The 14,042-nt window shown below is 62.6% G+C and carries 13 protein-coding genes and 1 tRNA gene; 5 read left to right on the top strand and 9 right to left on the bottom strand.

The window, feature by feature from the left end:
• Positions 1–56 precede the first annotated feature (56 nt).
• Together purL and ACWCOO_RS05385 are read right to left on the bottom strand one after the other, a co-directional pair.
• Positions 57–3,956, bottom strand: a complete 3,900-nt coding sequence (gene purL, locus ACWCOO_RS05390) for a phosphoribosylformylglycinamidine synthase (RefSeq protein WP_446831925.1) — start codon at positions 3,954–3,956, stop codon at positions 57–59.
• 38 nt (positions 3,957–3,994) lie between these two features.
• Positions 3,995–4,330 carry a DUF1820 family protein gene (locus ACWCOO_RS05385; RefSeq protein WP_446831924.1) on the bottom strand — a complete coding sequence of 112 codons (336 nt, stop codon included), beginning with the start codon at positions 4,328–4,330 and terminating at the stop codon, positions 3,995–3,997.
• 128 nt (positions 4,331–4,458) lie between these two features.
• Between ACWCOO_RS05385 and ACWCOO_RS05380 the strand changes: the two genes are divergently transcribed.
• The 3 genes from ACWCOO_RS05380 to ACWCOO_RS05370 are packed head-to-tail and all read left to right on the top strand — an operon-like array spanning position 4,459 to position 7,030.
• The gene (locus tag ACWCOO_RS05380; RefSeq protein ID WP_446831923.1) at positions 4,459–4,707 is read left to right on the top strand and encodes a FeoA family protein; all 249 of its coding nucleotides are present in this window, start codon (positions 4,459–4,461) and stop codon (positions 4,705–4,707) included.
• A gap of 8 nt (positions 4,708–4,715) precedes the next feature.
• Positions 4,716–6,881 carry a ferrous iron transport protein B gene (gene feoB / locus ACWCOO_RS05375; protein ID WP_446831922.1) on the top strand — a complete coding sequence of 722 codons (2,166 nt, stop codon included), beginning with the start codon at positions 4,716–4,718 and terminating at the stop codon, positions 6,879–6,881.
• Entirely contained in the window at positions 6,878–7,030 is a 153-nt protein-coding gene (locus ACWCOO_RS05370; protein WP_446831921.1) for a hypothetical protein, read from the top strand. Before feoB ends, ACWCOO_RS05370 begins: the two co-directional genes overlap by 4 nt.
• Before the next feature lie 58 nt (positions 7,031–7,088).
• Here ACWCOO_RS05370 and ACWCOO_RS05365 read toward each other — a convergent pair whose 3' ends face one another.
• Together ACWCOO_RS05365 and ACWCOO_RS05360 are read right to left on the bottom strand one after the other, a co-directional pair.
• Positions 7,089–7,673, bottom strand: coding sequence for a DUF6580 family putative transport protein (locus tag ACWCOO_RS05365; protein WP_446831920.1), 585 nt, complete (start codon positions 7,671–7,673; stop codon positions 7,089–7,091).
• A gap of 107 nt (positions 7,674–7,780) precedes the next feature.
• Positions 7,781–8,398 carry a glutathione S-transferase family protein gene (locus tag ACWCOO_RS05360; RefSeq protein WP_446831919.1) on the bottom strand — a complete coding sequence of 206 codons (618 nt, stop codon included), beginning with the start codon at positions 8,396–8,398 and terminating at the stop codon, positions 7,781–7,783.
• Positions 8,399–8,759: 361 nt separating this feature from the next.
• Between ACWCOO_RS05360 and ACWCOO_RS05355 the strand changes: the two genes are divergently transcribed.
• Together ACWCOO_RS05355 and ACWCOO_RS05350 are read left to right on the top strand one after the other, a co-directional pair.
• A complete protein-coding gene (locus tag ACWCOO_RS05355) occupies positions 8,760–9,515 on the top strand; it encodes a hypothetical protein (protein ID WP_446831918.1) in 756 nt (251 codons plus the stop codon).
• A gap of 160 nt (positions 9,516–9,675) precedes the next feature.
• On the top strand, positions 9,676–10,137 hold the full coding sequence (locus ACWCOO_RS05350) for a hypothetical protein (RefSeq protein WP_446831917.1): 462 nt from the start codon (positions 9,676–9,678) through the stop codon (positions 10,135–10,137).
• A 100-nt stretch (positions 10,138–10,237) separates the two neighbouring features.
• Here the strand turns inward: ACWCOO_RS05350 and ACWCOO_RS05345 are convergent.
• From ACWCOO_RS05345 to tadA, 5 genes are all read right to left on the bottom strand, one after another.
• Positions 10,238–10,328: transfer RNA gene (locus ACWCOO_RS05345), tRNA-Ser, on the bottom strand.
• A 50-nt stretch (positions 10,329–10,378) separates the two neighbouring features.
• Positions 10,379–11,476, bottom strand: a complete 1,098-nt coding sequence (locus ACWCOO_RS05340; protein ID WP_446832005.1) for an ABC transporter permease — start codon at positions 11,474–11,476, stop codon at positions 10,379–10,381.
• Positions 11,477–11,541: 65 nt separating this feature from the next.
• Positions 11,542–12,477, bottom strand: a complete 936-nt coding sequence (locus tag ACWCOO_RS05335; RefSeq protein ID WP_446832004.1) for an ABC transporter ATP-binding protein — start codon at positions 12,475–12,477, stop codon at positions 11,542–11,544.
• Between the two features lie 10 nt (positions 12,478–12,487).
• A complete protein-coding gene (locus ACWCOO_RS05330) occupies positions 12,488–13,402 on the bottom strand; it encodes an HlyD family secretion protein (RefSeq protein ID WP_446831916.1) in 915 nt (304 codons plus the stop codon).
• 171 nt (positions 13,403–13,573) lie between these two features.
• Positions 13,574–14,026 carry a tRNA adenosine(34) deaminase TadA gene (tadA, locus tag ACWCOO_RS05325; protein WP_446831915.1) on the bottom strand — a complete coding sequence of 151 codons (453 nt, stop codon included), beginning with the start codon at positions 14,024–14,026 and terminating at the stop codon, positions 13,574–13,576.
• Positions 14,027–14,042 lie beyond the last annotated feature (16 nt).

Below are 14,042 nucleotides of genomic sequence, written 5' to 3'. Positions count from 1 at the left end.
GATATTGGCGCTTGGCGGGGCGTCTCGGCGGGTGTGCGGCATAGCCGATCCAGTCCTCAGTCAAGTATGGAACGGGCGTTGTCAAACATCTGCATCCAGGGGCCATGCTCACCCCATCCCGGCGGGCTCCAGGAGTGCTGCACGGTGCGGAACAAGCGCTCGGGATGCGGCATCAGTGCGGTGACGCGGCCATCGCGCGAGGTAAGGCCCGCAAGACCGCCAGGCGAGCCGTTGGGGTTGGAAGGATAGACCTCCGTCGGTTCACCATTGCCGTCCACAAAGCGGCAGGCCGCCAGCCGCGCTTGTTCGCATCGCGTAGCCTGCTCGGCGGAGCGAAACTCCGCGCGGCCTTCGCCATGCGAGGTAGCGATCAGCAACAGGGAATCGGCCATGCCGCTCAGGAGCAGCGAGGGACTGGTTTCGATGCGCACCATGCTCAGGCGCGCCTCGAACTGCTCCGAGCGATTGCGCGTGAATCGCGGCCAATGCTCGCAGCCGGGAATCAGTTCCGCAATCAGGCTCAGCATCTGGCAGCCGTTACAAACGCCCAACGTAAAGCGATCCGCGTCTTCGAAATAGCGCGCGAATACTTCCCTGGCGCGCTCGTTCATGAGTATGCAGCGCGCCCATCCGCCGCCGGCGCCGAGCACGTCTCCGTAGGAAAAGCCTCCGCAGGCCGCCAATCCCTGAAAATCGCGCAAGTCCTCGTTGCCGCTGAGGATGTCCGACATGTGAACATCCACGGCCGTGAACCCTGCCAGAGTAAACGCCGCGGCCATCTCCGCCTGGCCGTTGATTCCCTGTTCGCGCAAGATCGCCACTCGCGGCTTGGCGCCCGTAGGGGGTGCCTTGCGCGCCTTTGCGGGCGAATGCCGCGAGACGACCGTCAGTCCGGCGTCGGTTTCGTCCAGCAAGCCGCGGTATTGCTCTTCGGCCGTGTCTGGGTTGTCGCGCAGCGCCTGCATCCGGAAACTGAGCTCCGACCACCGGCGATGCAAATCCACGCGTTCGAAAACCAGTTCGCCGTCTGGCGAGCGCACGAATAGTTGTCGCGGGCGGACCGAGCCTGGCGAGGAAGCGATGACCTCACCCAAGTCGGTCAGGCAGTCGGTCAGACCTTTCTCCCGGCAAACCGCCTTCACCCGCTCAATTTGGTCGTCCGCCACCTGCATGATTCCGCCCGGTTCCTCCGCAAACAAACGCGCCAGCAGTTGTTCGCCGGCCACCCCCGGCAACGCGATGCGCCAACCGAGCCGGCTGGCGAACGCCATTTCGCACAAGGCCACCAGCAAGCCGCCGTCCGAACGATCGTGCCAGGCCAGTGCAACGCCTTCGCGGGCGAGGAGCCTCACAGTCTCGACCAAGGCCGCCAGCAAGGGCGCGTGGTCGAGATCCGCGGGCGCGCCTCCGGCCCGCCCGAAGGCCTGCGCAAGACAACTTCCGCCGAGCCGGTCGCGCCCCAGCGACAGGTCAAACAACAGCAGGCGCGTGCCGGATCGATCCGCAAGCTGCGGCGTCAGCGTGCGCCGAATGTCCTTGACCGGCGCAAACGCGGTCACGACCAGCGAAACCGGAGCGGTAACCGTGTTTTCCCGGCCGTCGTCGTCTTGCCAGGAAGTCTGCATGGACAAGGAATCCTTGCCGACCGGTGCGGCGACGCGCAGCTCCCGGCAGCAGGACGACAATGCTTCGACGGCACGGCGCAGTCCGGCAGCCTCACTCGAGGCAGCGGGGGCCGCCATCCAGTTGGCGGAGACTCGCGCATCACCGGCGCCGCCGATGTCGGCGGCGGCGATATTGGTGAGTGCTTCGGCCAGCGCAAGTCGGCTGGCCGCCGCGGGATCCAGCGCTGCCACGGGTGTGCGTTCTCCTACCGCCATGGCTTCGCCCGCATGGCCGAAGAAGTCGCGCGCCGATACCGCCACATCGCTCACCGGCACCTGCCAGGGGCCCACCAGTTGATCGCGGGCCACCAGACCTCCTACGGTACGGTCGCCGATATGAATCAGAAACGACTTGTCGGCCACCGCCGGCATGGCCAGGACGCGGTGTATCGCTTCATTCACATCGATGCCGCGCATATCCAACTCCGCGCGACGCGCGTCTGCGGAATCCAGTTGCAGGGATAGGCTGTCCGCACCGCCGAACAGAAACTCCAGCGGCATGTCCACCGGGGGCGGTCCGTCCAGGGCCGACAAGCGAATTCGGCCCTCGTCGTCCATGCGCCCCAGCACGGCCCAGGGGCAGCGTTCACGCGCACAGAGGGCCTCGAATTCGTGCAGCCTTTCGCCATCCAGCGCCAGCATGTAGCGTTCCTGGGATTCATTGCACCAGGTTTCGAGCGGCGACATTCCCGGGTCGGCAGAAGGAATGGCGGCGTACGACAAGTCCGCGCCGCGCCCGCTGTCGTGCAGAAGTTCGGGGATTGCGTTGGCCAACCCGCCGGCGCCCACGTCATGGATTCCGTAGAGCGGATTGCGGCCGCCTTCGGCCAGGCCGAGTTCGCAGCAGCGGTCGATCACTTCCTGAGCGCGGCGCTGCATTTCCGCGTTACCGCGCTGCACGGAGGCGTAGTCGAGTTTCTCGTGATCCGCGCCACTGCCGCGCGAGGATGCCGAGCCTCCGCCAACGCCGATGCGCATGGCCGGGCCACCGAGCGCCACCACGAGCGCCCCCGCTGGCGCTTGCTGCTTGAGCACATCGGCCTCCCGTACCGCACTGACGCCGCCGGCGATCATGATCGGTTTGTGATATCCCCAATGGTCTTTCCCGACCTGCTCGAAACTGCGGAAATAGCCGAGCACGGCGGGGCGCCCGAACTCGTTGTTGAAGGACGCCGCCCCAATTGGCGCCTCAAGCATGATCCGCAGCGGGGAAGCCAGTCGGCGCGGCCGGGGAAGCCGATTCTCCCAGGGCTGGAAGAATCCAGGCAGGCGAAGATCGGACACCGTGAACCCGGTCATTCCGATCTTCGGCCTGGCGCCTCTCCCGGTGGCGGCGCCATCGCGAATTTCGCCGCCGGCGCCGGTTGCGGCCCCCGGGAACGGAGAAATGGCCGTGGGATGATTGTGCGTTTCCACCTTGATGCAGGTATGTACCGGCTCATTGACAGATACGTATTCGCGGCGCCCCCCCGGCGTAAGCAGTCGCTGCCCCGCGCCACCGGCGATTACGGCAGCGTTGTCGGAATAGGCCGAAAGCAGACCCTCGGGACTATGCGCGGAGGTCTGGCGGATCAGGTCGAACAGCGAGTGCGGAAGCTGCCGGGTGCCGTCAAACCAGCGGGCATTGAAAATCTTGTGCCGGCAGTGCTCGGAATTGACCTGCGCGAACATCATTAGTTCCGCGTCCGTGGGATCGCGCCCCAGCTTGCCGAAACCGCGTTCCAGGTAGCCGATTTCCTCCGCGGACAAGGCCAGCGCCATGCGCTTGTTGGCTTCTTCCAGGGCTGCTCGGCCGCGCTTGAGCAGCGGCACGTACTGCAAGGGCTGGGCCGCGCCGCCGGCGAACAGCGCCTCCGGCAATTCCCCTTCGGGCAACAACTCCTGCGTCATGCGATCGAACAGCTCCGACTTCGCCGGAGTTGGCAGCGGTGCGGGCGCGCTGATCCGGTAGCGCACCGCACGTTCTATGCGCTCCACGTGCTCGAAACCGCACAAGCGGGCGATTTCCGTAGCCTTGCTGGACCAAGGCGAAATGCTGCCGCGGCGCGGCAGCGCGAGCAATATTTCCTCCGGTTGCCCGGGATCGGAGGCGGGCTGCGGCCAATCCGGCCCGTACGCAAGCAGTTCCCTCAGCCGGCGCAAGCCGGCCTCGTTGTTCCTGGGAGCCACTTGAACAAGGTGCAGGAAGTGTGCGGCCACGTTCCTCACGTTCGGGTCGTGAGCCCGAAGACGGCTAAGGAGCTGCTTGCGTCGAAACGAGGAAAGGGCGCCGGAACCGGAAAGCGCCAGCATTCCCTTGCCCTTAGCCCGCGCCGGCGGCGCAGCAGGCCTTAATCGGAACCGGCGCCTCCGGGCGCATAAACGGGCGTGGGAAGTTGCGTCACGTTACTTTCGTCAGCGGCGGATATCTTGCTCACGCCGCGTTTTTCCACTTCGTCGATGCGGAGTACGCAGTGCATGGGAATGTAGGTGCGGCGCACACCGGAAAACTCCGTCTTGATGCGCTCCTCGCCGGGATCGACAACTAGCGACGTGCGTTTGCCGAATTCAAGACCTTCCACTTCGACAAACCCGAACATGCCTCCCTGCGACACGCTGCGCGCATACATTTCATAAACCTTTCCCTGGTTCAGAAAGCTTATACGGTAGAGGGGTTTGGGCGCCATGATCGGCTCAAATTATACCGAAACGACTTTCCCCGAACAGTCGGAATTGCCACGAAAGCGGCATGAATGTTAGTCATTCACATTCATGTTAGACTCGCAAATGGCTAGGTATAGTCTGGGAAGACCGATTGACAAGCGATATAGGGCTCAATGAACTGCCTGATGGCAGCAGCGCCAGAATCATCTCCATCCTCGGCAATGGTCAGCAAGCGCGTGCTCTGTTGACGCTTGGACTCGTTCCAGGCGTTGCCGTGCGGGTTCTGCGCCGCGCCTTGGGCGGCGACCCGCTGGAAATTGCTGCGGGCGGTCACCCTTTGTGTCTGCGGCGTGAACAAGCAAGACAAGTGCGCGTAGCTCCTCCCTCCGAACCGTCCTGAGTCAAGACATGATCGAACGCCCCCTGGTTGCCGTCCTCGGCTGCCCCAACACGGGCAAATCCACGGTCTTCAATCATCTCACCGGGCTGCGCCAGAAAACCGGCAATTATCCCGGCGTAACGGTGGAGCGGACTACCGGGACGGTCAAGCTGGAAAATGGGGAAGCCGAGTTAGTGGATTTGCCCGGCGCCTATTCGTTGGCTGCCGACGATCCTGAAACCGGCATCACGCTTGATGTCCTGATGGGCGTGGTTCCAGGATTGCGGCGGCCCGACGCGATCCTCCTGGTCGCGGATGCCTCCAATCCGCGTCGCAGTCTGCACTTGTTCTCCCAATCCAGCGAACTCGGACTGCCTGTCGTCGTGGCCTGGAACATGCAGGACATCGCGCACCGGGCAGGAACGTCAATCGACACGCAACAGCTCGCCCGCGATCTCGGCGCGCCGGTTGCGCCACTAACCGCAATTCGCGGAGAGGGACTGGACCAGTTGCGCGCGGATCTGCAGCGGGTCTTGCATCAACCCGCTCCGAAACCGCAAACGAAACCGGTCATGCCCGAAGTCCGCAAGGCAGCAGCAACCCTGCGCAGGCAAATCGATTGCAGCCGGATGCCTGCTCCCGCACTGGAACGGGCAATAATCGACCAAGGTGGGGAGTTTGAACGCCGGCTCGTAGCGCAAGACGGCGAGGCCGCGCGCACCGCGCTTGACAAGGCGCGCCGACAAGCCCTCAGCGGCAGCGAAGAACCAAGCCTGCAGGCCCGCGAAGCGCAGCGCCGATACCTGCAGATTGATCAATGGCTGGAACGCGCCACCCTCGCACACCCGGCGGAAACCCGCACGCGCGCAAGCTGGCTGGAGCGCGCGGTCAGCCATCCAGTGCTGGGAGTGCTGACATTTGTGGTGGTGATGAGCGCTGTTTTTCAGGCCGTGTTTGCCTGGGCGGCGCCGCTGATGGACGTCATCAGTGCGCTGTTCGAGTTTGTCGGCGTCCATGCCTTGCAGGTCTTGCCGCCGGGCGCGCTGAGCAGCTTGCTGGTGGACGGCCTTTGGTCCGGCGTTGGCGCGGTAGTCATATTCCTTCCGCAAATAGTTTTCCTGTTCGCGCTGGTTCTATTCCTGGAAGACTGCGGCTACATGGCGCGCGCGTCGTTCCTCATGGATCGCCTTCTGCGCCTGTGCGGCCTCTCCGGACAGTCCTTCATTCCCTTGCTTTCCGGCTTCGCGTGCGCCATACCCGCCATCATGTCCACGCGCGTGATCGGCGACCGGCAACCACGCCTCGCTACCATCATGGCGATTCCCCTTATGACCTGTGCCGCGCGGCTGCCCGTATATGCGCTCCTGATCTCCGGCTTCGTGCCCCCGGCCACCTACCTGAACGGCTGGATCAACCTGCACGGTCTGCTGCTATTGGGCCTGTATCTTCTAGGTATCGCGGGCGGGGCGCTCAGCGCCGCGCTCACCCGCGCGACCGCGCTGCGCGGCGGCAGTGGCCTTTTCCTGATGGAAATGCCGCCCCTGCGCTGGCCCAATCCACGGGTTTTGGTCTTGAAGCTGTTGGGACGGGCAAGAATATTTCTGGTTCGCGCGGGCACAGTTATCGCGGCAGCCTGCATGGTGATATGGGCTCTCGGCTACTTCCCCCGCTCCGGAGTCATTCCGCAGGAATTTGCCGCGGAGCGCGCAGCGCTGGCGGCGCAAGTCGAGGATGCAGGAGAATTGCAGGAGGCGCTGGCGCGGATCAACGCCGAAGAGCGGGCCGCTCAGCTCGAATACAGCTTCTTGGGACGCATAGGCAAATTCATCGAACCGGCATTTCGGCCACTGGGCTGGGACTGGCGGGTATCTGCGGCGGTGGTCGCGGGATTCCCTGCGCGCGAAGTCGTGATCGGCGTTATGGGGACCGTCTATGCGCTAGGTTCGGAGGTTGCGGAAGGAACCGGTTTGCGGGACCGGCTGCGTAGCGCGCGCTGGCCGGACGGCCGCCCGGTGTTCACCTTGGCCATGGCCCTGGGAATGCTGGTGTTCTATGCTTTCGCGCTGCAATGCGTGTCCACTGTGGCCGTGATCGGCCGCGAAACCAATAGCTGGCGGTGGGCCGCCGGAAGCTGGCTCTACATGACCGGCTTCGCCTGGCTGGCCGCCATGCTCACCTATCAGCTCGCACGGTGATGCCGGGACTGCAGGAAGCGCTGGCACTGCTGATTGTGGCGGTGGCGGTGGGCGCGGTACTGATCCGCCGAATACGTGTCCGGCGCGCGAAAAAGCAGGCGCGCGAAGCGCGCGTATCAGCGCAGGATATTCCGCGCCGGCGGCGCTGAATTCCACCTGGCGCCAGGCAAGACTTGGCGCGGAAAATTGCTCTGCGCAACCGTGGCCTTATGCCGCTGCTGGAACCGGTCTGCGCAAAGCCAGTGGGCTGAATAACAAGGGCAGGAACAGGCCCATGCTGATCAACGTATTGCGGAAGAAAGGAATGGCCAGGGTGTAGCACTCCATCAGCCCCGCCCAAGTCATGGCGTAGCGCGCGCCGCCCCCAAGAGCCCAGATTCCGAAATTCGAAACGGCGAAGAACAGTATCGCTGCACCCAGCCCCGCGCCGGCAATCCGCTGCCAGGATTGCCGCTGACGGACGATGAAGCCGCAAGTAACCACGAGGGCCACCGAAAGGTAGGTGGCGGGCTGATCGGCATAAAAGGCCCAGTCGAGGCGCCCGGAGAGCAGCCAGATGCCGAGATCGCCGACCAGGTAAATCGCCAGTGGCGCCAGGTAGGCCACCGCCCGGTTCGCGAAGCAGGCGGCGCCGAATAAACACAACGGCAGTATGGGCGAGAAGTTCCAGGGGTAGAGCGTGTTTTCAAGATCAATCGGCACGCCCAAGGCGTTCAGGGCATAAGGAATCAGCCGAAAGCTCACAGCAACGAGAATCAGCAGTGCCACAGCGATGGGACGGGGTTGCAACATCAAATCTCTCTCCTGCAAAGGCGCCCGCTTCTCGCCGCGACCGCCGTCTACGAGTGCCAGATTACCGGAAAACCATGGCGCCGCGCCAGCCGCAGGCCCTGGCTCTTTCAGGAAGCATCGGACGCAGCCTGGCGGTCCGGCGCTCGCTTGGCGCGGGGCTTGAATACGGTTGCCGCCATGCCGTCAAGCTGCCTGCAGCGCTCCAGCCAGCTCCGAACGTTGGGAAACGGGTCATAGTCGATAGCCTGTCCATGGCGACCCAGCAGGTACGGAGCGATAGCGAAATCGACGATGGACAAATCCCCGAGCACGAACTCCCGGCCTTCAAGCTGCCCGTCGAGGACGCCGATATTGAGGGCGATGTCCTGGTCGGCGGAAGCGCTCTTGGCGCGCATGGCGATAATCGTATTGATCAGGTGAAACGCTTGCCAGTAAAGCCAGCGGTCGCAATCCGCCCGGCTCCTGGGGTCCCGGGGCAGCATGCCCGTTTCCGGGTGCAGCGTGGCCAGGTAGCACAAAATGGCGTTCGATTCCCAAAGGTGGAAATCGCCGTCAACCAGCAGCGGAGCCTTCCCCATCGGGTTCATGCGCAGATAGGCTTCGGTCTTGTTCTCCCGCTCGCGGAACCCCATCGAATGGATCTCCACCGGGAGCCCGAAATGCTTGATGAACGCCTCGACCTTGCGGTTGTTGGGCGTCGGCGAAAACGAATACAGCTTCATCATGCGCGGGCGGGCAGTAGCTACCTGCGCATTATTGCATCACTTGCCTGGAACGATCAGCATCTCTCCGCCCGACGTTCCTGAACGAAGCCTCGCGAGGTGATTACGGTGCAGCGCATATAATATGGAATCGTGAATTCGAGAGCACAAGCACGATCCTGCGTCCCGCATTCCGGTGCGCGGCACAACCAAGACGAGTGGATTGCGCCATCCAACCGTGAACCAGTCGTAACCCGACGGGCCTTGGCGCATTGTGGATGGCCCGAGCAACTGGATCGGGAGATCAAGGAACGCGAGCAAACCGAACAAGCCCTTTCTGCTGAGTACCCCGAACTGTTCAACGGATAAGCGCGAGGTGGAACTCGTGCGGCAGGCACTTGTAGACAGCAGCCTCTTGGCCCGCAGGGCTGCCAGACGTTTCATTGGGCTACTCGCGGAACTCCATGAGGTCGTGCTTGTTTCAACGGATGAAGTTGACGAAGAGATGCCGCGCGCCATTCGCAACGCGCTACGGATGCGAATTTCCAACCAATCGTTTTCCGAAAGAACTGAGGAGGCGCTTGACGAGTATTTTCAGTGGCGCCAAGCGTATCAAGAAGACGACCTTTGGCTACATAGGCAGACACCTGATCCACCAACCGATTATCGAGTCTTCGCCCTTGCGAGGATGTGGGAACAAGCACGTACGGATCCGGATGACCTGCATCTCGCGCAAGGTGTCATCATTCATGATCTCGATGCATTGTTTACCGCTAATTTAACCATGGTGGAACCTTCCGACTGGGACAGGATCATGAAGTCACTTGCGCCAGAGCGTAGGCCAGCAATGTGCCGAAACGATGAGATTATCGACTGGATCGTCAACCACGAGGCCGCCTGCGAGAACGCTGAACTGATGGTTCGGTCAATGCTTTCCGTGTTGCCCGAAGGATATTCCGCTGAACCTCGCCTTCGCGGATGGTTAACTTCTTTGAAGAACACATTTCCGCGTATGACCGATGCAGCGAACGAATATTTGCGGCCAACTACGGGCTCGTCGCTGCGCTGGCTTCATAGTGAATCACTAGAGGCATTCAAAGCGCCGATTACGCGGCAGACGATGAATGCGCCAGGAAATTGAACAGAAAACTGCTCAAGTAGTATCAAGCGCCTTGATTGATCGCTGTCCCGATGGAGCTACTTTGGATGTGGACCGAACTGATAGACCAACAACCGCTCCATGGCACCGGAGCAGTCACGCGTGCGTGACCAATTCGTAACCACTCGAGGGAATCTCGAACGTGCCTACCAATATAGAGGATGTATACCAGAAATTCGGAATGGTGGCGGAAGCCGCACAATTGCTTGAGTGCGAATTGGGCACCATTCTCTTTACTTCAGAGGCTTGTGCAGCGGCTTTGCTCTCTAAGCCGGACCCGTTTCGTGCGACAGAGATTTATCGGGCCATAAACAGAAGAACGCTGGGACAACTTTTCAAGCAAGCCGCAAAATCCAACAAGATCTTGAAAGGCGTGGAGGGCGAATTTGAGAAAGTGGTGAAGAATCGCAATAGGTTGTTTCACACCTTTTATCGGGACCATAACTTCCGAAGGAACTCATCAGACGGGTGCCAAGTCATGCTAGACGATCTTGAGGAGATACACGATACATTGCTTGATTTCTATAAAAAAATACTCTTGATGAAGGGGATTGAACTTGAGAAGCTATCTCTTCCTCTGTTCACTAAACACGTGAATATCTGAATCATAGAATCAGCCAACCTACCGATGAGCCGACCCCACTAGCCAAGGACATAGAGCGCGGAGGAATGACATTCGTGTTTACTACAAGAGCCGGGCGGTCTGGCGGAGGGAGTGGGATTCGAACCCACGTGGGGCGAATCGCCCCCATCTGATTTCGAATCAGCGCCGTTAGGCCTCTCCGGCATCCCTCCGGGGGAGGATTATATGTGCCCGGCTTAGGGTCCGTGTCGTAGCCCGAGTCCTAGTCCAAGCGCTTGGTGAAGCGCAGCACTGGAATGAGGATGGACACCACGAACAAGCCCGATATCGCATACATCTGCGCCGCCATGTCGCCGATGGTGGCGCCGCGCAGGATAATCCCGCGCACGACCTCCACGAAGTGCGTAAGCGGGAACAGCAGGCCGATCCACTGGGCAAGCTTTGGCATTCCGTCGAAAGGGAACATGAAGCCGGACAGCAGGAGCATCGGCAACATGAAGAATATGGCCGACTGGATCGCCTGAAATTGCGACTTGGCGAAGGTCGAAACGGAAAGCCCAATACCCAGCGTGGCGGCGACGAACACCAGGCTGGCCAGATAGAGGTCGAGTACTGAACCCACTGCGGGCACCCGGAACAGCCAGGAGCCGGCGAAAAACACGATCGTGACCTGGGCAAGCCCGATAAGGATGTAGGGAGCGATCTTGCCGAGCATGAGTTCGTAGTTGCGCACCGGGGTGGTAATCAGAAATTCGAGATTGCCGCGTTCTCGTTCCCGGACCACGGCGACCGCGGTAAACACGATCATCGTGAAATTGAGGATCACGCCCACCAGTGCCGGCACGATTTGCACGGCCGAGCGGCGCTCGGGGTTGTAATAATTCCGAACTGCCAGGGACATGACCATCTGGCCGGGCTGGCCGCGAGGCAATGGCTGGTAGTGGGCAATGCGTTCCGCGGCATTGATCCGGGCCGGCTCGCTGGCGTCCACCATGAGCTGAGCCAGAGGGCGGTTGCCATCGCTGAGGCGGCGTTCGAAGTCGGCGGGAATGTACAGAATTGCGCGTATGGAGCCGCGGCGCATGGCGTCCAATAGCTCCGGCGCCTGCGCGGCCCGCTCCACGAAATTCAGCACTTGGGTGGCCTGCAGTGTGCTCACCAACTGCCGCGACATGGAGGTGTCGGCATGATCCACCAGCCCGGCGGGCAGGTGGCGCACATCCAGGTTTATGGCGTAACCGAACAAGATGATCTGAACGAGCGGCAGCCCCACGACCATGCCCATCGTCAGGCGTTCACGAAAAAGCTGACGCATTTCCTTGTCCACGATGGCGCTTATGCGCCGAAACCACCAGAGCAACAGTGCGACGCTTCGGGGAAGCCAGGCCAGCAGGATGGCGGCAGAGCGCCGCAGACGGGTTGCGGTCACTGCGAAACTGGGCCACTACGGGCCCGCCCGAAGCCGGTGGCCGCCACGAACACGTCTTCCAGCGTGGCTGATGCCTGCCGCACACTGGCCTCCAGCTTTGCCTCCTTGATCAAGGCTGAAACTCGCTCCGCCGGCGCTGCCACTTCCGGCGCCAGCATCACGCGCAGCCGGCTGCCCAGTTGCGTTACGGCGTACACCCAGTCATGCGGCTCAAGCAAGGCACGCACGCGGCGCGGCGTAGCGGTGGCAACCTCGATCGTTCGCGCTTCCAGACGGTCCATCAGGTCGCGCGGCGGGCCCTCGCGCACCATGGCGCCACGTTCCAGAAAGGTCAGGCGATGACAGCGTTCCGCTTCGTCCATGAAGTGCGTCGATACCAGGATGGTCGTGCCCTGGTCGGCCAGCTCGAACAGCCGATCCCAGAAATCCCTGCGGCTCTGCGGGTCCACCGCGCTCGTAGGTTCGTCCAACAGAAGCAGCGGCGGCTGATGCAAGGTTACGGCGGCCAGCGCCAGGCGCTGCTTCTGTCCGCCGCTCAGAGTGCCGGCCAGGCGCGAATGCAGACCGTCGAGTTCGTAAAGCGCACTGTTCTCCGCGATGCGGCTCTTCATGCGGCGCACTCCGAGATCGAACACGCGCGCCACGAAACGCAGATTCTCCAATACGGTCAGATCTTCGTAGAGAGAAAACTTCTGGGTCATGTAGCCCATCTGCAGCCGCAACTTTTCGGCTTCCTCAGGGACCCGACAGCCGAGCACCGTAGCGTGCCCCGCCGAAGGCGCCAGCAGACCGCACAACAGACGCATCGTGGTGGACTTGCCCGAGCCGTTGGGACCCAGAAAACCGAATATGCGCCCACGTCGAATGTCCAGGCTCAAGTTATCCACTGCCGTTACCGCTCCGAACCGCCGCGTCAGACCGCGGCAGGAAATCGCATAATCGTCAGCGTTCACGAAGCGAGGGAAAGTCCACCTCCACCGGCAGACCGGCAGGCAGATGTTGGCGCGCGGCTTCCTCCACCTGCACCTTGGCCAGATAAACAAGCCGGCTGCGGTCTCGCTGCGTAAGCGAGAAATACGGCGTGAACGCCGCCTCCGAAGACACAAAGGACACCGTCCCCGGCACCGTCTCGGCCACGCCGTCTATCGTCAGCACCGCGGCCAAACCGGGCTGCACCTGCGCCCGCAAAGGCTCGGGTACATAGATGCGGGCATGCAGGGTATCAGCGGCAAGCATCACGACAAGCGCAGCGCCCGGCGGCGGGCGTTCTCCCAGTTCATAGGGAAGCGCCTCGATGCTCCCCGACCTCGGCGCGATAATCTGCAGCCGAGCGGCGCTGAGCCGCAGGCGTTCCAGCCGGGCCTCGGCTTCGGAAACGGCCGCTTCCGCCTGACCTAGTTGTTCCACAGTTGCACCGTCGAGCAGGTCTTCCAGAACCGCGCCCAGCGCCTCCACCTCGGTGCGCGCCACTTCCACGGACCGCAGGGCGCGATCCACATCGTTGCGGCTGACGATGTTCTGGGCGGCAAGACCCTCAAGGCGCAGATGTTCCCGAGAGCTTACTTCGAGGATTTCGCGCGCGCCTTCGAAGCGGGCCCGCGCCGCGCGGATTGCTTCTTCGCGCGGCCCGCGCACCAGTTCCGCGAGGCGCTGCCGGGCCCCAAGCTCCGCGGCTGCGGCCGCCTTCAGATCCTGTTCCAGCCGCGCGCCGTCCTGCCGCATCAGCAGTTCCCCCGCTGCTACCCGCTGCCCTTCCACAACTTCCACCTGCACGATGGGTTCCTGAAACTCGGCCACGAGTTCGACCCGCTCGCGCTCCAGCGTGCCCACCAGCGGCAACGGCGACGGGTCGCCCACGCAGCCTCCGGCAAGCGCGAGGACGGATGCCCAGCCAACGAGAGCGACGGCCCGGAAACCAGGACTGCCGCAATCCACGCTAGCGGATCGAATCGAATTGCAGACCATCACGGCATCTCAATCATATCCACGCAAGCGCCCGGGATGGCGAGCCTACGGGACACCAGGAGTTCAGGCGCGTCGCGCTCGGAAGAACGAGCGCAGCAATTCCGCGGATTCGCTGGCCAGCAGCCCCGAATCCAGGTCGCAGCGATGATTCAGAGCGGGGTTCTGAAGCACGTTGAGAACGCTGCCGGCGGCGCCCGACCTGGGATCGGCGGCGGCATACACGACGCGCGCAACGCGGGCCAGCACCAGCGCGCCTGCACACATTGCGCAAGGCTCAAGGGTAACGAAGAGCTCCGCGCCTGGTAAACGGTAGTTGCCCTGCACCTTGCAGGCAGCCCGCAGAGCCTCCATTTCCGCGTGCGCGCCGGGATCTGCTGCGGCAGTCATACGATTGCGACCCTCCCCCAGCACGCGGCCGTCCAGGACCAGTACCGCGCCCACCGGCACCTCGCCGCAGCGCGCCGCTTCGCGAGCCAGCTCCAGAGCCCGCAGCATGTGCCGCCGGTCGCGGCTCATAGGCGCCGCCTGCGCC

This window comes from Candidatus Foliamicus sp. (genome assembly GCF_965221325.1).
Classification (GTDB): domain Bacteria; phylum Pseudomonadota; class Gammaproteobacteria; order Steroidobacterales; family Foliamicaceae; genus Foliamicus.
The sequence above is the reverse complement of the archived record's forward strand: the minus strand, read 5'-3'. Positions and strand labels throughout refer to the sequence as shown.